This is a genomic window from uncultured Thiocystis sp. (assembly GCF_903866365.1).
In the GTDB taxonomy this organism is placed as follows: domain Bacteria; phylum Pseudomonadota; class Gammaproteobacteria; order Chromatiales; family Chromatiaceae; genus Chromatium.
Genome location: NZ_CAIPNF010000439.1, coordinates 1 through 17,456, shown reverse-complemented (window position 1 = coordinate 17,456; position 17,456 = coordinate 1). Strand labels below are relative to the sequence as shown.

At 59.0% G+C, this 17,456-nt stretch carries 16 protein-coding genes and 2 pseudogenes; 3 read left to right on the top strand and 15 right to left on the bottom strand.

The genetic code is table 11. From position 1 onward, the window contains the following. Window positions 1-257: 257 nt before the first annotated feature. From QZY07_RS23925 to QZY07_RS23905, 5 genes are read right to left on the bottom strand one after another with little or no spacing between them, the layout of a single operon-like run. A complete protein-coding gene (locus QZY07_RS23925; RefSeq protein WP_295408368.1) occupies window positions 258-755 on the bottom strand; it encodes a hypothetical protein in 498 nt (165 codons plus the stop codon). Window positions 756-785: 30 nt separating this feature from the next. Further along, window positions 786-1,283: a Uma2 family endonuclease gene (locus tag QZY07_RS23920; RefSeq protein ID WP_295408366.1), complete on the bottom strand. Its 498-nt coding sequence runs from the start codon at window positions 1,281-1,283 to the stop codon at window positions 786-788. 36 nt (window positions 1,284-1,319) lie between these two features. Further along, window positions 1,320-2,564, bottom strand: a complete 1,245-nt coding sequence (locus tag QZY07_RS23915) for an FkbM family methyltransferase (protein ID WP_295408364.1) — start codon at window positions 2,562-2,564, stop codon at window positions 1,320-1,322. Between the two features lie 50 nt (window positions 2,565-2,614). Beyond that, window positions 2,615-11,254: a tetratricopeptide repeat protein gene (locus tag QZY07_RS23910; protein ID WP_295408362.1), complete on the bottom strand. Its 8,640-nt coding sequence runs from the start codon at window positions 11,252-11,254 to the stop codon at window positions 2,615-2,617. A gap of 30 nt (window positions 11,255-11,284) precedes the next feature. Beyond that, window positions 11,285-11,431, bottom strand: coding sequence for a hypothetical protein (locus tag QZY07_RS23905; protein ID WP_295408360.1), 147 nt, complete (start codon window positions 11,429-11,431; stop codon window positions 11,285-11,287). A 101-nt stretch (window positions 11,432-11,532) separates the two neighbouring features. On the opposite strand from QZY07_RS23905, the gene QZY07_RS23900 reads away from it, so the two are divergent. Continuing rightward, complete coding sequence (locus QZY07_RS23900; RefSeq protein WP_295408358.1) at window positions 11,533-11,805, top strand: hypothetical protein; 273 nt, start codon at window positions 11,533-11,535, stop codon at window positions 11,803-11,805. A 54-nt stretch (window positions 11,806-11,859) separates the two neighbouring features. Here QZY07_RS23900 and QZY07_RS23895 read toward each other — a convergent pair whose 3' ends face one another. Then, window positions 11,860-12,327: a hypothetical protein gene (locus QZY07_RS23895; RefSeq protein ID WP_295408356.1), complete on the bottom strand. Its 468-nt coding sequence runs from the start codon at window positions 12,325-12,327 to the stop codon at window positions 11,860-11,862. Continuing rightward, window positions 12,311-12,457, bottom strand: coding sequence for a hypothetical protein (locus QZY07_RS23890; protein WP_295408354.1), 147 nt, complete (start codon window positions 12,455-12,457; stop codon window positions 12,311-12,313). The genes QZY07_RS23895 and QZY07_RS23890 overlap by 17 nt, the downstream gene beginning before the upstream one ends. 51 nt (window positions 12,458-12,508) lie before the next feature. Between QZY07_RS23890 and QZY07_RS23885 the strand changes: the two genes are divergently transcribed. Then, window positions 12,509-12,784 carry a hypothetical protein gene (locus QZY07_RS23885; protein ID WP_295408352.1) on the top strand — a complete coding sequence of 92 codons (276 nt, stop codon included), beginning with the start codon at window positions 12,509-12,511 and terminating at the stop codon, window positions 12,782-12,784. Here the strand turns inward: QZY07_RS23885 and QZY07_RS23880 are convergent. Further along, window positions 12,760-13,236, bottom strand: coding sequence for a DUF29 domain-containing protein (locus QZY07_RS23880; protein ID WP_295408350.1), 477 nt, complete (start codon window positions 13,234-13,236; stop codon window positions 12,760-12,762). The two genes, QZY07_RS23885 and QZY07_RS23880, sit on opposite strands and share 25 nt — an antisense overlap. 212 nt (window positions 13,237-13,448) lie before the next feature. Here QZY07_RS23880 and QZY07_RS23875 point away from each other — a divergent pair, with 212 nt between their 5' ends. Further along, the gene (locus QZY07_RS23875; protein ID WP_295408349.1) at window positions 13,449-13,991 is read left to right on the top strand and encodes a Uma2 family endonuclease; all 543 of its coding nucleotides are present in this window, start codon (window positions 13,449-13,451) and stop codon (window positions 13,989-13,991) included. A gap of 82 nt (window positions 13,992-14,073) precedes the next feature. Here QZY07_RS23875 and QZY07_RS23870 read toward each other — a convergent pair. The 7 genes and pseudogenes from QZY07_RS23870 to QZY07_RS23845 form a co-directional block, all read right to left on the bottom strand. Beyond that, window positions 14,074-14,661 (bottom strand): annotated as a pseudogene (locus QZY07_RS23870) (PD-(D/E)XK nuclease domain-containing protein); the annotation flags it as partial. Next, window positions 14,633-14,773, bottom strand: a complete 141-nt coding sequence (locus QZY07_RS27595) for an AAA family ATPase (RefSeq protein WP_363184777.1) — start codon at window positions 14,771-14,773, stop codon at window positions 14,633-14,635. The pseudogene QZY07_RS23870 and the gene QZY07_RS27595, both read right to left, overlap by 29 nt. A 5-nt stretch (window positions 14,774-14,778) precedes the next feature. After that, window positions 14,779-14,946: a hypothetical protein gene (locus QZY07_RS23865; protein WP_295408347.1), complete on the bottom strand. Its 168-nt coding sequence runs from the start codon at window positions 14,944-14,946 to the stop codon at window positions 14,779-14,781. A 162-nt stretch (window positions 14,947-15,108) separates the two neighbouring features. Next, a pseudogene (locus tag QZY07_RS23860) lies at window positions 15,109-15,705 on the bottom strand (tetratricopeptide repeat protein); the annotation flags it as partial. 10 nt (window positions 15,706-15,715) lie between these two features. Beyond that, window positions 15,716-16,603 (bottom strand): tetratricopeptide repeat protein, encoded by an 888-nt coding sequence (locus QZY07_RS23855; RefSeq protein WP_295408345.1) that lies wholly within the window; start codon window positions 16,601-16,603, stop codon window positions 15,716-15,718. 6 nt (window positions 16,604-16,609) lie between these two features. Further along, window positions 16,610-16,900: a type II toxin-antitoxin system RelE/ParE family toxin gene (locus tag QZY07_RS23850; RefSeq protein ID WP_295408342.1), complete on the bottom strand. Its 291-nt coding sequence runs from the start codon at window positions 16,898-16,900 to the stop codon at window positions 16,610-16,612. Next, on the bottom strand, window positions 16,888-17,193 hold the full coding sequence (locus QZY07_RS23845) for a ribbon-helix-helix protein, CopG family (protein WP_295408340.1): 306 nt from the start codon (window positions 17,191-17,193) through the stop codon (window positions 16,888-16,890). The genes QZY07_RS23850 and QZY07_RS23845 overlap by 13 nt, the downstream gene beginning before the upstream one ends. Window positions 17,194-17,456 lie beyond the last annotated feature (263 nt).

Here is a 17,456-nt window from a genome sequence, read left to right as displayed (position 1 = left end):
GGTCGCGAAGTGTGGCCTGGCACGACGAGGCTGTCGAGACCAGCCTGCGAGACGACAGCAGGAGCGTCACCGCTCACGCCTGCGACGAAAAACCTGCATGAACCATCTGGCGCCTTTTTGCATCAGATTGAACTCCCTAGCGCCAACCTGGTTGATCACTCAAAACCACGCATACCGTCATGGACGCGGTTTAGTTCATGACAATCCGCACAATCACTCGAACCGACGCATGCCATAATGGACGCTATCCAGGTGCTTTAAAAACTGAAGTCAGGTTTTTCCAAGGTTTCCAAGCTCTCGCGCAAGCCTTCCTGCAGCCATTCTCCCAAATCACTTTCGACGGCGCGAAAATCAAAGGATGGGATTGGCGCGATGAAAGGCCGATTGATCTGGAGTTGCAATTCCTCGGGCAATGGCTCCGCCAGCCAGGGCATCACCTGTAACAATGCCTCGATCGCATCCATGGCCGCTTGACGATCGCCCAATTCGGCATTGACCCGAATCAACGCGAAACTTGTACCAATGTGAGCATCGCCTTTTTCCGCCAATTGCTGGAATTGCTCTCTGCTCTTGAGCAGCCATTCACGCTGATCTTCGGAGTTGGCTTCATCTTGAGATGCCAGATAATCATTGAGTGCCTGTTCATACTCCAACCAATGGCGATCCCGTGAGTGATCGGCAATCTGCCAACCGATCAGGAGCGGCTGGGCATAGGGATAGGCGGCAAGTTGGGTTGGCCAGCGGCTTGGATTCATGGATTCATCTCAACAAGAGTGTTTAAGTGATCAAGAAGTAGAAACCGGATGCAGCCCCGCAATCCGAGTCGCGATGCGCGCGTCGAACCTGGATTCGGGAAGGTTTCCACTGGCATCGAACATCTCCATCTGGAGGAATTCATCCACGAGCCAGACTTCGTGGGCACCCGCCGCCAGATAGGCGACTGTCTTTTCATCCATTTCGCCACGGCTCTTGGAGGGCGAAAGAACCTCGATGCAAATCTCGGGGGCTTCGAGATAGGGGGTCGCGAATCCATGTCTTTGCAAGAAATCCGCTGAGCACCAAACGACATCGGGCACCCTGATACCGATGGATGTCTGTATCGAGCATTCGCTGATGACTTCACCTTTAGGCAGGATTTTCGACAAAAGTACGATTAGACGGGATTGCAACCAACCATGCCGATTGCTGGCAGGACTCATCTCGATGTTCCCCCAGCGGTTCAGCTCGATTTTGTACGGCAAATTCTGCAAGGAAGGATCTTCGATGACCTCAGCCCATTGCATGCTGACAGACTCCAATTAGCAATAAGAACGCCAGGATTAAATCATCAATCCACGTTGTCTGAGATGTTCCGCCTGGACGGCTCCACAGGCAAACAGGGTGCGCTGCCTGTCAGTGTCCTCCCCCTGTTGATCTTCGTCAAACGGCGCAAGAGCATTGAGAGCCGGTATCAGTCGATACAGAGTCATCCCAAGATCCTTGAAGATATCGAGCAAAACCTGGCTGATCCGCTCGCCTCGGGCAAGGCCAAACATGATCAAAGGGTCTTGTCTGGCGAGAAATTCGGCTCCGCCCTTGAGGATGGAATGTATGTCGCCGGAAACATCGAGTCTCAGGACATCGACGGTTGATCCGCTGGGCCAGTGCGCCTCCCGATGCAGCGTATCGAGCGTCAAGATGCGGACGCTTTCGCTGGCGTCGCCGTTTTTTTGGCGGGTGACTTCGCCGAAGGCATCGGTGACGATGTTGGTCTCGCCAGGATGATCCGAAAGTCCGAGACGAAGCAGCGTGATGACATCCTGAAAGCCGTTGTCCTCGATGCTGCGGCTCAACATCGCACTCGGAGCCCGGGCCGGCTCCAGGGCAATCACCTTGCCTTCCCCGCGCATCCGTTTGGCCATGGTCAAGGCATAAACGCCGTAGTTGGCACCGACATCCAGCGTCACCATGCCGGGTTGAATCAAACGGCGCAAAAAGGGCATGGCCTCGTCGAACCAGTCTTCCTGTTCAAGCAGGATATAGGTGGTCGGGCAATTGATGTCATCGGGGACGCGGATGCGGACATCGTCGGCGATGGTCAATCGCAGGCTCGTGGATTGTTCATCCGTGACAGGCGAGGAGTCTAGTGTCGACATTGGATCCATTTCATCTGGCTGGCGGGAGCCTGGTTGGTTCTGATCGCGCGTCGTCGAGTCTACCTTGTCGCGCATTGCGTCCTCAATGGATTGACGCAACTCTCGCGCCAGCGGGGAGTCGAGACCAATCGCCTCGGCCCGATCCAATGCACTCAAGGCATCCTCGGGGCGTTGCGCGATCAGCAGTCCTTGAGCAAGGCCCAGCCAGTAACGCCCGATCTCGGGGGCGATCTCCGACGCCCGTTGCAGGTGCGTCAAGCCCTCGTCAATCCGGCCGGTTTCGATCTCCAGCACGCCCAGATGATGCAGGGATTCAGTCTGATCGGAGTCGAGCGCCAACAGTGCGCGATAGATGTGTTCGGCTGCGTCGAGGCGCCCGGCATGATGGTGAGCGATCGCTTGTTCGAGCAACCCTGGAGTCGTGGTCATTGCAATAGATCCTAGCCGATCATCGTGTGCTCATCTTAAGCCATGACGTCTCACCGGGCATCCACGTCGAAGGCGTGCGGCGGTTCGTCCGCGCACCAGATGCGCCACATCTCGCGCAGCGCGCCCTCCAAGGTGCGGGTGAAACCAACCTCGTCGCACAGCGGACTTCGCGCCAAGCGCTCGCGCAGCCCAGCACGCAACTCGCTCAGGCGCTTGCGATCAACCGCCAGTTCACCGGCAATGCGCGCGTAGTCCGCCGGCGTGGTCGCGATCAGTTCGGGCAAGCCGACGCGGGTCAAGAGACTGGCACCTACCCGCGAGACATGACGGTCGCCCGCCAGCGTGACCACCGGCACACCCATGAAGAGCGCTTCGCAAGTCGTGGTGGTGCCATGGTAGGGAAAGGTGTCGAGCGCGATATCCAGACGCCGATAGAGCGCGAGATGATCTTGGTGCGCGGCGGCACAGGGCAGAATCTCCAGACGACTGGGGTCAACCTCCCGAGTCTCGAAATGCGCCATGACGGTCGCCCAGGCGCTGCTGTCCACGGCCAGGCTGCTTTTGAGTAGTAATCTGGACTCAGGCACCGCCCGCAGCACCATCGCCCAGAGGTCAAGAGCGGCTGGACTGATTTTGGCGAGCGTATTGAAGGAGCCGAAGGTCACAACACCCTTGCGGGGGCTTGGAAGCGAACTGACTGAAAGAGCCGCGCCCTCCTGCGCCAAGGGGCGATAACACAAAAAACCGGTTGGCAGGCGGATAAGATGTTCCGAATGATAGGTATCCGCCTCACCTGCCGGATCGGTCATGACATCCACCAGACGGTAATCCATGGCGGTCAGTCCGGTGGTATTGGGGTAACCGATCCAGGTGACCTGTACCGGCGCTGGTTTGGCTGCGAAGGCCATGAGTGCGTTGCCGCTGGTGTGGCCACTGAGATCCAACAGGATGTCGATGCGATCCGATTGGATACGCTGAACCAACGCATCATCGCTCAGTCCCGAAGCATCAAACCAGGCGTTTGCCAGGCGCTCGAAGGACTCGGTGGCCCCATCGCGCTGATGGCTCTTGGAATAACAGAAGACCTGAAAGTGGCCGCGGTCGATCCGTTCCAGGATCGGGCGCAGAAAAAAGGCGACGGAGTGATCACGCAAATCCCCGGAGACCAAGCCAAGTCGCAAGACTCGCCCTGGATCGCGATCGGGCACAGCCAGAGACATCCGCTCGACCCGTGCCGCCTGCTGGTGTTCGTAGGCACGATGTTCGGCAAAGACCTGTTCGCGCGAGATGTCCGTCTGATAGTTCAGACAAAATAAGCGATTGCTGTGGGCTGCTGCAAAGCCCGGCTGGATTTCCAGGGCGCGCGAGTAGCAGGCGAGCGCCTCGTCCAATCGCCCCAGGTCTTTGAGGACGGTACCCAGATTGCTGTGTGCCTCGGCGTCGTCCGGACGGATCGCCAGGGCACGACGATAACTCGCCACGGCCGCGTTCAAATTGCCCTGGGTTCTGAGGACAGCGCCCAGATTGTTGTGTGCCGGTGTAAATTCCGGCTGGATGGCGAGCGCCTGTTCCAGACAGACAACCGCCTCGTCCAATCGGTTAAGGTCCAACAGCACCTTTCCCAGGGTGTCGAGGGTCTCGACATCACGCGGTGACCGCTGGAGCGCCTGCCGTAAGATGGGTTCGGCGGCCTGACTGTCATGGCGTTTCCCCAGAATGGTTCCAAGCGCCTTCCAGCCAAACATTGCCTCTGGGTAGCGTTCGGTGAACTGGCGCGCGGCGGTCTCGGCCTCGGCGAGACGCCCCTGATCGAACAGCGTGATCACCGCATCCTGTTCGGATGGCGTTGGCGTTGGCGTGGCAGCCGGTCGTGTCTTCCCCAAATGATGGCGTGCCTCCTTGCCACGGCGACCGTCATCACCCGCCTCTTTTGACGGCGTGACATCGAATACCCGAGGCGACTCATCCGCGCACCAGATGCGCCACATCTCGCGCAGCGCGCCCTCCAAGATGCGAGTAAAACCAATCTCGTCGCACAGTGGGCTTTGCGCCAGGCGCTCGCGCAGCCCGGCACGCAACTCGCTCAGGCGTTTGCGATCAGCCGCCAGTTCGCCGGCAATGCGCGCATAGTCCGCCGGCGAGGTCGCGATCAGTTCAGGTAAGCCGACTCGGGTCAAAAGACTGGCACCCACCCGCGAGACATGACGATCGCCCGCCAGCGTGACCACGGGAACCCCCATGAAGAGCGCCTCGCAGGTGGTGGTGGTGCCATGGTAGGGAAAGGGGTCGAGCGCGATGTCGATGCGCTGGTAGAGTCTCAGATGCTCCGCGTAATCAGGTGTACGGGAGAGTGCCTCCAGACGTTCCGGCGCAATTCCCTGCCGCGCGAAGCGCGCAACCAATCGGTCCCAGACCTGAATTTCCGCCGTCGTTGGGGTCTTGAGCAGCAGGCGCGCATCGGGCATGGCTCTCAGCAGTTCGCCCCAGAGATCAAGGGTTATGGGGGTCAGCTTAGCAAGATTATTGAACGAACCGAACGTGATTCCGCCAGTCTCCAGACAGGGGAGTGGCCCGACTGGCAGCGCCAGTCCCGCATCCCAGGGCCGATAACAAAGAAAGCCACTGGGCAGCCGGATCAGGCACTCCGAGTGATCGGCGTCGGCCTCACCCGGCGGATCGGTCACCGCGTCCACCAGGCGATAATCCATGGCCGTCAGCCCGGTGGTGTTGGGATAGCCGATCCAGGTGATCTGCACCGGCGCGGGTTTGGCGGCAAAGGCCAGCAAGAAATTTCCTTCGGTATGACCGCTGAGGTCCAGCAGCAGATCGATGCCATCGGCGCGGATGCGATTGGCCAGTGCGCGAGCCCCCAATCCAGCACTGTCGACCCAGCCATCGGCCAAGGCGCGAAAGGTTCGGGTCACGTCATCCCGCCGATGGCTTGTCATGTAGCAAAACACCTGGAACCGCTGGCGATCGAGGCGCTCCATCACCGGCAGCAGAAAGAAGGCCACGGAATGCTGGCGGAAATCGCCCGACACCAGACCGATTCGCAGTCGTCGCTCCGGATCGCGGTCCAGTGTCGCGAGGGGAGGAAGTCGGAAGACCTTGGCCGCCTGGTACTGCTCGAACGCCCGATGCTCGGCAAACACCTTTTCACGGGGGATGTCGGCCTGATAATTCAGACACAGCAGACGGTTATGCCAGGGTTCGATCAAATCCGGTTGAATCTCCACTGCCCGACGATAACAGTCCATTGCCTCGTCCAGGTACCCCTGATCCTTGAGGATATTGCCGCGGTTGTTGAGTGCGTCCGCTGAATCCGGTTTGATCGCCAGTGCCTGATCCAGGCTGATCAGGGCATCGTCGAACCGACCAAAATTTTGTAACAGGATGCCCCGCTTGTTCAGTGCATCGACAGTCTCGGGCTTGATCGCCAGGACTCGCTCGAAGCAGGCCAGAGCGTCTTCGTCGCGCCCCATCAAGTGCATGGTCAGACCCAGATTATCATGGACTTCAGCCGAGTTCGGGGCGATGGACAATGCCTGCTCGTAACAGGCCAGCGCTGCCTCGAACCGACCCATGTCACTGAGGACCGCGCCCTGATTATTGTGTGCCAGGGCATAATCGGGCCGGAGCTCCACGGCTCGTTCAAAGCAGGCCAGCGCCTCCTCCAGGCGCCCAAGATGTTGCAGGGCGGACCCCAGGCTGTTGATGCATTCAGCGTCGCCGGGCGCGATTCGGTTCGCCTCCAGTAAGAGGGGGAAGGCGGCCTCGTGCTGGTTGGATTTCACGAGACTGGTCCCGAGGATCTTCCAACCGAACATGGCCTCGGGATAGTTCTCGGTCAGTCGACGTGCCGCAGCCTCGGCTTCGAGATAGCGCCCTTGGTTAAAAAGCCCGATCACGGCATCCTGCTCGGAGGGCGTCGGAGACCTGGCCTGTCGCGCCTTCACCAGCACAGCGGAACCCTGTGGCTGGGTCGCGGCGGACTCAGGTTTTATGACAGGTTTCGGCGGTTTTTTTTTTCGCGGTTGCTTGCGCTTGGCCCCTGGCGTGGAAACGGGATCAGCGTCACTGGTCAAACTTGTCGGCGAGAGGTGGACAGGATGCTGTGGACTTTGATCCTCGATATCCTGTTCCGGACTGACCTCGAAGACCCGTGGCGGTTCACCGGCGCACCAGATGCGCCACATCTGCCGCAGGGCTCTTCCCATGATCCGGGAAAATCCAGCCTCGTCACGCAGAGGGCTGCGTTCGAGGCGCTCGCGCAATCCACCACGCAGTTCCTTCAACCGCTCCAGGTCGCTCGCGAGATCCTTGGCAATCTCCGCATACTCCCGCGAAGATTTTGCGATCAGCTCGGGTAGACCGACCTGGGTCAGCAGACTGGCACCGACTCGCGCGGCATGACGATCCCCCATCAGGGTGATCACCGGCACGCCCATGAAAAGGGCTTCGCAGGTGGTGGTGGTGCCATGGTAGGGAAAGGTATCGAGCGCGATGTCGAGACGCTGGTATTGAGCGAGATGCTCCACGTAAGAGGGCGCGCGCGGGAGGATCTCCAGGCGCTCGGACGCAATACCCTGCTCGGCGAAGTAGGTGACCAATCGATCCCAAACCTGGGTATCAAAGGCCGTATGGCTTTTGAGCAGCAGGTGGGCGTCAGGCACGACGCGCATCACCGCGACCCAAAGATCCAATGTGTCTGGGGTTATTTTGGCGAGATTATTGAACGAACCAAAGGTGATCCGGTTCTCTTCCAGACAGGGAGGCAGGGCGACCGGCAGTTCCGCGCCGGACTTCCAGGGGCGGTAACAGAGAAAGCCTCGCGGCAGGCGGATCAGACATTCCGAATGGTAGGCGTCGGACTCCCCAACCGGGTCGGTCACGGCATCCACCAGACGATAGTCCATGGCGGTCAGGCCAGTGGTGTTGGGGTAGCCGAGCCAGGTGATCTGCACCGGCGCAGGCCTGGCCGCGAAGGCGAGCAAGGCGTTGGGGCTGGTGTGGCCACTGAGATCGACCAACAGATCGATGCCATCGGCCCGGATACGCTCGGCCAGCTCCTGCTGCGACAAGCCCGGACAATCGATCCAGCCGTCGGAGAGCCGGCGAAAAACCTTGGTCACTTCATCCTTGCGGTGGCTTCTGGAATAGCAAAACACCTGAAACTGCTCCCGGTTGAGGTGCTCCAGCACCGGCAGCAGAAAAAAGGCCACCGAATGGAGACGCAAGTCCCCTGACACAAGACCGATGCGCAACACCCGCTCCGGGTCGCTTTCCAGTGTCGCAAGAGTCGGCAGCCGCAACACCTTGGCCGCCTGCCGTTGTTCAAATGCCTGATGCTCGGCGAAGAGCCGCGCTTGCGAAACATCCGTTTGGTAATTCAGACACAGCAGGAGATTGCTGAACGTCGCGGTCAGATCAGGCTGGATGTCCAGCACCTGTCGGTAACAGGCGACGGCCTCGTCTAACAATCCCAGATTCTTGTAGGCATTCCCCAGATTATTTTGAGCCTGAGGATAGACGGGCTGCAGCGCCAAGGCCCGACGGTAATCGGTCACTGCCTCGTCCAAACGTCCCAGATCCTCGAATGCGACGCCCCGGTTGCAATGGGCCTCGGGATGATCGGGACTGAGTTCCAGTGCCTGCCCGAAATGCTCCATCGCTTCGTCAAGACGATTCAAATCCTTATACGCCGTTCCGAGGTTGATATGCGCCTCGACATAATCCGGACTGATCTCCAATGCCCGCTTGAAGCACCCCACGGCCTCATCGATACGCGCCAGGCTCAGGAGTGCAAATCCCAGGTTATGAATCGCCTCCGCATCGCTGGGAGACAGTCGGATCGCCTCCAGTAAGAATGGGAGCGCGGCCTGATGTTGGTTGGCTTTGACCAGGATAGTTCCAAGCGCTTTCCAGCCGAACATGGCATCGGGATAGCGTTCGGTGAGTTGTCGCGCGGCGGCCTCCGCATTGGTATAGCGTCCCTGATCAAATAACGCGAGGACGGTTGCCTGTTCAGCCGATGTCGGAGAATTTTTTCGAGAGCCTTTGAGATGGGATCTCTTTTTCATCTGCCTGAGTGCGGCAAGACTGCTTTCGTTCCGAGCATTCTTCGGTTTGTTCCTGATCCCCTTTGCAATTTTGTCACCTGAAGGTAAAGCGGCACCATGCCGGCTATTTAGACTCCCGAAGGGAGCGCCGAGATCGAACACCCTTGGAGCCTCGTTCGCACACCAGATGCGCCACATTTGACGCAAAACCGCCTCCAATGTATGGGTGAAGCCCATCTCATCGCGGAGAGGACTTCGCTCCAGGCGCTCGCGCAAACCAGCCCGCAGCGCGGTCAGCCGCTTCCGATCCGCAGCTAGTCCGGTGGCTATGCGTACATAGTCTTCTTGTGAGGTCGCGATCAGTTCGGGCAGACCAACGCGATTCAGGAGGCTGGCGCCTACTCGCGAGACATGACGGTCGCCGATGAGTGTCACCACCGGTACGCCCATAAAAAGGGCTTCGCAAGTGGTAGTGGTTCCATGATACGGAAAGGTATCGAGCGCAACGTCGAGACGTCGGTACTCCATGAGATGATCCGTGTAAGAGGGTGCTCGCGGCAGAGCCTCTAGCCGGTGCGGAGCAACGCCGCGTTCCGTGAACTGAGCGATCAAGCGGTTCCAGACGTGAACATCCGAGACTGAATGGCTTTTGAGTAGCAGTCGGGCATCGGGCATGGACCGCAACACACTGGCCCAGAGATCGATGGTGGCGGGGGTCAGTTTGGCGATGTTGTTGAAAGAACCGAAGGTAATCTGGCCGCTCTCCAGAAACGGTGACGGACCGACTGGCAGCGCACTCCCCGCACCCCAGGGGCGGTAACAGAGGAAACCCGTGGGGAGACGAATCAGGCACTCCGAATGATGGGCATCGGCCTCCCCCACGGGGTCGGTGGTCGCATCCACCAAGCGATAGTCCATGGCTGTGAGCCCGGTCGTGTTGGGGTAGCCGATCCAGGTAATCTGGACTGGCGCCGGTTTGGCGGCAAAGGCCAACAGGGCATTCCCGTTGCTGTGGCCACTGAGGTCTAGCAGCAGATCGATTGAATCGGCGCGGATGCGTTCAGCCAATGCGCACGGCCCCAACTCTGCGGCATCAATCCAGCTATTAGCGAATCCGCGAAAGGCCTGGGTTACCTCGTCCTGACGATGACTCGTCATGTAGCAAAACACCTGGAATCGTTGGCGATCAAGGTGTTCCACCACCGGCAGCAGAAAGAAGGCCACGGAATGTAGGCAAAAATCACCAGAGACCAAGCCAATTCGCAGCGGGCGCTCCGGATCGCGATCTGGCTTCGCAATAGGATCGAGTTTCGCAATTTTGGCTGTCTGGTAATGTTCGAAGGCCAGATGCCCGGCAAACACTTGTTCGCGCGGAAGCTGATCTTGGTAATTCAAACAAAACAGGTGATTTTGCCGAGGCACGATAAAATCCGGCTGAATCTCCAGTGCCCGTTCGTAGCAGTCCATTGCCTCGTCCAGATAACCCTGATCCTTGAGAACATTGCCACGATTGGTCATGGCCACAGCATGATCTGGCTTCATCGCCAGAACCCTATCAAAGCAAGCTAAGGCGGCATCAAACCGGTGGAGATCCTGCAGCGCCAACCCCAGGTTGTTGAGAGAGTCGGTATCGTCCGGCTGAATCTTTAGCGCCTCCTCGAAACAGGCTAGCGCATCTTGTGGCCGACCAATCACCCTCAGAAGAATCCCGCAGTTATTGTGCGCCTTGGTGTAGTCCTGCTGATTTTGGATGGCTTTATTGAAACTGATCAATGCCTCTTCGAACAGACCTAATTGTTGCAAGGCCATGCCCAGATTGTTCCAAATTTCCGAACGATTAGGCTGAAGCGCCAGCGCCTCTCGATAGATTTCTACAGCTTCATCAGCTTGCTCTAGGGCTTGGTGGGCGCGAGCGAGGCTATTCATAGTTTCCGGGTCATCAGGATCCAGCCGTCGCGCCTTTTCCAATATCGGCAACGCCGCCAGGCTGTCAGCGTCGCGCACGAGCAGGGTGCCCAGCACTTTCCAACCGAGTGCGCACTCTGGATCGGACGCGGTGAGTCGGCGCGCCACAATCTTGGCGCGCGGGAGTTGGCCAGTCCTTAGCAGGCCAAGCAACCGGTCTCTTTGGGTCTGTTCGCGCGATTTGAGCGCGGCGGACGAGCGCGTCGCCGAATCCGCCGTCCTGTGTTCTGAAGAGTCCACCGCGCCCACCGACTCAGCGGCAGTGTCCGTGCCTCGGGTGGGCGCGTTGCGATCCGTCTCAATACGCGCTCGCAGATCGCGGGCCGCGGGTGTATCGAGTCCGCAGGCCAGCGCCTGCTCAATCACGGTCAGCGCATCCTCGTACCGCCGAGCCAACAGCAGCGCATCGGCGAATGACTGCCAGTAGTGGCCAGTCTCGGGCGCGCTTTCCAATGCCCGTTGCAGATGGGGCAATCCCGCATCGATTTGCCCACGCTCGATCTCCAGCACCCCAAGGTGGTGATTGGCCTCGGCATGCGCATCATCGACTGCCAGCACGGCCCGGTACAGATGCTCGGCCACGTCCAGACGGGCCGCTTCATGGTGAGCAATGGCTTGCGCGAGCAAATCCTGGCTGGCGTTTGTCTTCAATGGTGGAATCTTCAATGGGAGCGGATCCTCATTCGCTAACTGATGTTACGCAGCAGCCTTCAGACGCCCGAGTTCGGCGAAGGCATGCTGCAGAGCTTCGACATAGATCTTCGCGCGCAGGGCGAAATGGTTGAGCTTGTGGACCCGCTTGAGGCATTCGAGCTTGAAGACCGCGCAGATCGACAAGAACACGTGATTGGACGGTGTCCGCCGTGTCCGCCGTGTCCGGGTCGGTGATTTGGCCAGGGCCGCGTTGGACTTGAGCGACTTGTGATCTTCCTCGAGTCGGAACGTTGAATCCGTTGACTCAGGGCGCTGTCCGGAGGACCGAATTTGAGGGCGATCAAGCGGAGCAGGATGATGGCTGCGCCTTCCTGCCGACCTTCCTGCCGACCTTCCTGCCGACCTTCCTGCCGACCTTCCTGCCGACCTTCCTGCCGACCTTCCTGACGGCCTTCCTGCCGGCTGAATCGTTCGACGCTGGTGATGTAGGGCATCTTGGCTTGCTCCTCGAAGGCAATCAGTTCGTGCATGAATTCCCGCTCCCACTCGTCCGGCAGCCGTAGCATCCAATCGATGACGCGGAAGAGTTCGAGTATCTGTTCCCGCGCGTAGCCACGTTAGTAGAGCAGGCGCGTCAGGCGCCATTTCCAGTGCTTGCGGCTTGCGCCGTCCTTGCTTTCCTGGGCCTTCAGGTGGGCCATGACGACCACGCCGAACGGATTGGGGCTGGCTTCGAGCGCGTCCCAGCGCGCGTGCCAGTCCAACAGTTTCTGGACCGGAAAGCGAAAGAAAACGTGACATCCCCAGCGGCAACGGCGGTCGCTTCGGGGCCGAAAGCCGGGGGTGTCATCGGCCAGCACCGCGCGGCTGACGATGTCGACCCGGTAACGGTCGAACAGGCGGTAATGATAGACGTACATCCGCTCGGCAAACCCGGCCTGTGCCGCGCCCTGAACCTCGACATGGACCAGCACCCAGGTTTCCTGGCCTTCGCGGGTCTGGACCTTGACGAGTTTGTCGGCGTAGCGGCGGCCCAGTTCGGCGTCGCGGACGACTTGCTGGAGTTCTTTAGTCGAGAAATTCATGCCCCTTCGACCAGTCGATTCCGGCATGGATGCGCGGATACAGCAGCGCGAGGAACTCCGGGAAGTCGTGCTCCAACGCATCTTTCCAGGGGCTGTCGAAGTCGTCGCGAATGCGGTCGGTTGCGGTCATGGGGGCGGTTGTCAGGTTTGGTTAAGCGGCATCGTACCGAAGTAAGACCGAATGAGGATTAAGATCGGTCTGACCCTGAGCGGCTGCCGCGATCTGCTGTTTCATGTCCACGAACACCGTTTTACCCTGCCGCGTCTTGCCGAATTGTTGCGCGAGCTAGAGTTGAACTTTCTGGGTTATATCCTCGACCACCGCGTCATGACCGACTATCGGCAACGCTTTCCCGACAATCCGTCCGCGACCAATCTGGAGCATTGGCACCAGTTTGAGCTGGAGAACCCGAGAACCTTTGCTGGCATGTATCAGTTCTGGGTGCAATCGGGATAAAAATCCTCGTCAAAAAGCTGTTCTACCGAATAGGGGCAATCAACTGGAAAGACATCTGGAGCCAAATTGGTTTCTCTGATGGTCAGTCGCCGCGCTTCGGGATACGCCTCTGTCATCGCCAGGTGAAGCGATGACTTGAGGCTTGGAACTTTTTTGATCAGGAATAAAAGTTGAGCGCGCTGCTCGATGATGGTCTTACGCCAGCTTTTCCCTTCGAATTCCTTCCACTGCGTCGCCAGTGTCTCCAGTTGAAATTGCCATTTCAGCAAATGCGCAATCAAAATAATGAATCGGCTTTCCAGCTCCCGAAGGTTGCTTTTGCCCATGTCTTCAAGCTCTTCGATGAGATGCTCCACGTCAATCTCGCCGGTTTTACCCTGTCTCAATAGAAAAACCTGACGTTGAACCCAGGCATCAAAGTCGCGCTCATAGATTTCAGCAGTGCGGTTCATGATGTTTCGATCCAAGAAAAAGGTGATGTCACATGCAGGGCGCATCGCTGATCGTTGTGAGATGGCTTGGATTAAACACATCACCGCGTCAGCGGCAAGGCCACGGCTGACCATTAGACCCCAAAACATGGCGGACGGGCCGGATGACCCGTCCGGCGTGGAGTTACTGTATTGTATCGCTATATTTGGACCAACTCGGAGACAACTGGCGCATGCACGCACAACCGGAATCCCTGCCACGCATGAGTCCTCATGACTATCTGGCATTCGAGCTGGAGCAACTGGTCCGTCACGAACTGGTGGACGGTTATCTCTATGGCATGACCGGCGCCAGCGACCGTCACGAGGAGATCGCGCTCAACCTAGCGTCCGCCCTGCGCACGCATCTCAAAGGAGCGCCATGCCGGGTTTACAAGGGCGATCTCAAAATTCGCGTCGCTGACGAGTTCTACTATCCCGATGTCTTCGTCCGCTGCGGAGCGCAACGTGGCGATCCCTACTTCAAGACCGATCCGATCATGATCGCGGAAGTCCTCTCGCCCGGCACTCAGCGTTATGATCGTGGCGATAAGCGCTTCGCCTATTTTCAACTGCCGACCTTGCGGGACTATCTGCTCATTGCGCAGGATCAGATGTTGGTGGAAATCTACACGCCGGGTGATTTCAGGCAGTGCCAACGGCTACAGCAACCGGACGATCTGCTGCGCCTTGATTCAATCGGATTCTCGATGTCGCTGGCCGAGCTTTACGAATAGCGTGATTTCAGCCAAGTGATCCCCCCTCCCCTGGCGGGAGGGGGCCGGGGGGAGAGGGTGAAACCATCGCCGGGCCGGACCATCACAGCGTCTCGACCTCAAACCCCACCAGATGCCGCCCCTCGCGCGAAAACTCCACCCCGATCAGATGGATCGGCTGCCCCTCGGCGCGGTATTTTTCGGCATAGCCCCGGTCCTTGATCTGTTGCAGGGCATGTCCCTCCGGCACCAGTTCGACGACTTTGAATTCAAACAGATAGATATGGCCGTTGAATTGCACCGTCATGTCGATCCGTCCCTGATTGGTCGCGTCCTCCAGCCGGATCTCCAGTCCCAGGGCGGCGAAATAGCTGTAAAAGACGCTGGCGTAATAACCTTCATACCGGGCAATGGGATTGTTGCGATACCAGTCGTTGGGGATGCTGGCGAAAAAAGACTGGAACAGATCCTTCAGACCCGCGAGGTCATTGGCCTGGAGCAGATCGAAGGGGTTATACACCGCCTCGCCCAGCCAGTTGTAACCGTTTTACCAGCGGCGGATCGCGTCGCGGTCGAGCCCCTCAAGTTCGGGCGCAAAGACGGCGTCCACATCGGCGTCGGTAGAACCGCAAAGGGTCGAATACTCGGGCGAGAGGGTGATGTCACGCAGATTGTTCAGCCCCGAAAAGAGCTTGCGCCAGACGCCAGGCCAGTGGCGTTTTATCCACATAGTAATAATCGCCCTCGCGAATCTTGGCGAAGGTCTGGATGCCGATGGGAAGTTGGCGACGGTGCTGAAGCATTGCGCTCAAGGAGTGCGTTCCGCTGCCGCCAGGGCCGCTATGATGGCCGCCTGAATCCATTGGCCCAGGTCACCTTCGACGAAACGTTCATCGAACATCGCGAGAGGTGCCAGGAACGGACGATTGATGTGGATTTGCAGATCATCGGGCCAGGGTTCGGCCAGCCAGGGCATTGTATCCAGCATCTGCGTGATGGCGTCCAGGACGGCTTGGCGTTCATTCAGCTCGAAATGAATCCGGAGTAACCATCCCCCGGCAGAGCCGGGGGCTTTGAATTCGTGAGCCGCTCAAAGCGGCAAGGGGTCGCTAACGCGGCCCCACGGTTCTTGGGCCGCCTAAAGGCGGCAAATCAGTCCCACAGATTGAGCTGGTCGAGTCTCGGCTAGTGCAGCATCCAGTTGCCCCAGATCCTTCAGGACATTTCCCCGGTTGATCAGTGCCGCCGCGTAATCCGGTTTGATGGTCAGCGCCTGATCGAGACTGGCGCGGGCGGCATCGAGCCGCCCGAGATCGCGCAGCAGGATACCCAGATTATTCAGCGCCTCGGCGGAACGTGGTTTGATCGCCAGGGCTCGTTCGAAGCACTTCAGTGCCTCGTCGAGCCGACCGAGCGCCTGCAGGACAAGCCCCCGATTGCCATGCGCCTCGGCTGAATTCGGATTCAGGGTCAATGCCTGATCGAATGCCGTCAACGCCTCATCGATGCGTCCTTTGCCGCGCAGTGTCACGCCCAAATTCACCCAAATATCGGGGACATCCTGGCGAATCGACAAGGCTTGGGCATGACAGGCCAACGCCTCGTCAATGCGTTCCAGTTCCTGCAATGCCAAACCCCGATTGCTGTGTGCCTCGGCACTCTGGGGATCGAGCGCCAGCGCCCGGTCATGACAGGCCAGCGCCTCCTCGAAGCGCTCCAGTTCGCGCAGGACATTTCCCCGGTTGTTATGCGCCCTGCCATCGGTCGGCTGAAGCGCCGGGCACGGTCATAACTATGAGCGATGCATCCAGTTGTCCCAGGGCATGCTGGGTCATGCCCTGATTGTTCCAGCATTCGGCAAACTCGGGCCGCAGCGCCAGCGCATGACGATAGAGCGCCAGGGCGTCATCCGGCCGTTCCGCCATCTGATAGGCTCGCCCCAGATTGTTGAGCGTCTCCGCGTCCTCCGGCGCTAGCTGTCGCGCCAGCTCCAGTATCGGGATGGCGGCCTGACAGCGGTCGTCCTGGACCAACAGAGTACCCAGCACCTTCCAGGCAAAATGATCCCCTGGATCGCGGGCACCGAGGTCACGCGCCAACGTTTCGGCTGGTGCGAGCTGACCTGCCTGAAGCAGACCGATCAGCCTTTCATGATCGTTGGCCTGGCGATCTGCATCCACGACGATCAGCGCCTTGGTGGAATGCCATCCGCCGTCACTCGACACGCAAACGGCATTCGTTGTCCCGAAGGTTGGGACGGCAACGGGGGTCGGCTCGCCGAGTCCAGTCGCGAGACGCGCCCTGAGATCTTGGGCGGCGGGCGTATCGAGTCCGCTCGCCAACGCCTGCCCGATCACCGTCAGCGCCTCCTCGGGACGCTCGGCCAGGAGCAGACCTTCAGCGAACGATTGCCAGTAATGGCCAGTCTCCGGCGACTGTTCCAGCGCCCGTTGCAAGTGCAAGAGGGCGGACTCGAAACGGCCACCTTCGATCTCCAGCACGCCCAGGCCATGATTGGCTTCGGGATGATCCGCATCGGTTTCCAGCAGAGCTCGGTACAGCGCCTCGGCACTGTCCAGACGACCGGCGGCATGGTGCGCCTTGGCCTTGGCGAGCGGATGTCGATTGGTCATGATCTTTCAATATCCAGCTTCTTTCTGATGGCGAACAGCGAGGATCACAGGGGTGTTTCCGTCACAACGATACAGCGCGATATAGCCGCTTTCGCCAAAACCGATGGGCCATTCACGGTACTCAGGAGCCATCTCGGGAACGGGTCTGCCAATACTCGGATGCATGGCGATGACCTTCACTCCCTCCCTGATCGCTTTGACCGCACGTCGTGCAGCATCGCTGTTGTTGGCTGCCAAAAAGCGATGCAGTCGCTGCACGTCAAGGAGCGCGGCCCGCGACCAAATCAAACGTGACATTCAGGCGGTTCCACGTCATGACCGTCTTCTAGCGTGATGAGCCAGGCATCGGCTTCTTCCAGAGTCACATGCAGGCCAGTCCTACGATAAGCCTCCCAAGCCTGGATGCCATCCTGCCGAAAGGCTTCGCATCGTTCCTCGCGCTCGACGTATTGCTGGATTGCTTCACGCATGAGCCAATGTGTTGACCGCTGGCGTACCTCGGCAAGCCGTTTGATGCGGTCGCGGATGTCTTGCTCTAATTTGACGGCGATCGGTTTTGCGGCAGTGGATTTTGCGGCAATGTGAGTCACGTTGATCGATCTCGGTTAGGCGTAAGGTATTAAGATTTTATACCAACTCAACACGGCGATAAATTTAGTTGACAACATCGATGTTTGTCGCTACTCCGACATCCTGAGGCGGGACGGGGTATTCACCCATAAGCGCCAACTTAACCGCACCGTTGACGCACTTGTGAGTTCATCATCTGCATGACCCTGGCCGGAACGGTTTGCAAGCGACGGCGGCGCGGACGTTCCTTGAGCACGTCGAGGCAGGCGTCCCAGTGTTCGTC

Excerpts from the sequence above, each read along its gene's own strand:
- QZY07_RS23925 (WP_295408368.1), bottom strand. The coding sequence starts at position 755 with ATGAATCCAAGCCGCTGGCCAACCCAACTTGCCGCCTATCCCTATGCC.
- QZY07_RS23920 (WP_295408366.1), bottom strand. The coding sequence starts at position 1,283 with ATGCAATGGGCTGAGGTCATCGAAGATCCTTCCTTGCAGAATTTGCCG.
- QZY07_RS23915 (WP_295408364.1), bottom strand. The coding sequence starts at position 2,564 with ATGACCACGACTCCAGGGTTGCTCGAACAAGCGATCGCTCACCATCAT.
- QZY07_RS23895 (WP_295408356.1), bottom strand. The coding sequence starts at position 12,327 with ATGAATTTCTCGACTAAAGAACTCCAGCAAGTCGTCCGCGACGCCGAA.
- QZY07_RS23890 (WP_295408354.1), bottom strand. The coding sequence starts at position 12,457 with ATGACCGCAACCGACCGCATTCGCGACGACTTCGACAGCCCCTGGAAA.
- QZY07_RS23885 (WP_295408352.1), top strand. The coding sequence starts at position 12,509 with ATGAGGATTAAGATCGGTCTGACCCTGAGCGGCTGCCGCGATCTGCTG.
- QZY07_RS23880 (WP_295408350.1), bottom strand. The coding sequence starts at position 13,236 with ATGAACCGCACTGCTGAAATCTATGAGCGCGACTTTGATGCCTGGGTT.
- QZY07_RS23875 (WP_295408349.1), top strand. The coding sequence starts at position 13,449 with ATGCACGCACAACCGGAATCCCTGCCACGCATGAGTCCTCATGACTAT.
- QZY07_RS27595 (WP_363184777.1), bottom strand. The coding sequence starts at position 14,773 with ATGCTTCAGCACCGTCGCCAACTTCCCATCGGCATCCAGACCTTCGCC.
- QZY07_RS23865 (WP_295408347.1), bottom strand. The coding sequence starts at position 14,946 with ATGCCCTGGCTGGCCGAACCCTGGCCCGATGATCTGCAAATCCACATC.
- QZY07_RS23855 (WP_295408345.1), bottom strand. The coding sequence starts at position 16,603 with ATGACCAATCGACATCCGCTCGCCAAGGCCAAGGCGCACCATGCCGCC.
- QZY07_RS23850 (WP_295408342.1), bottom strand. The coding sequence starts at position 16,900 with ATGTCACGTTTGATTTGGTCGCGGGCCGCGCTCCTTGACGTGCAGCGA.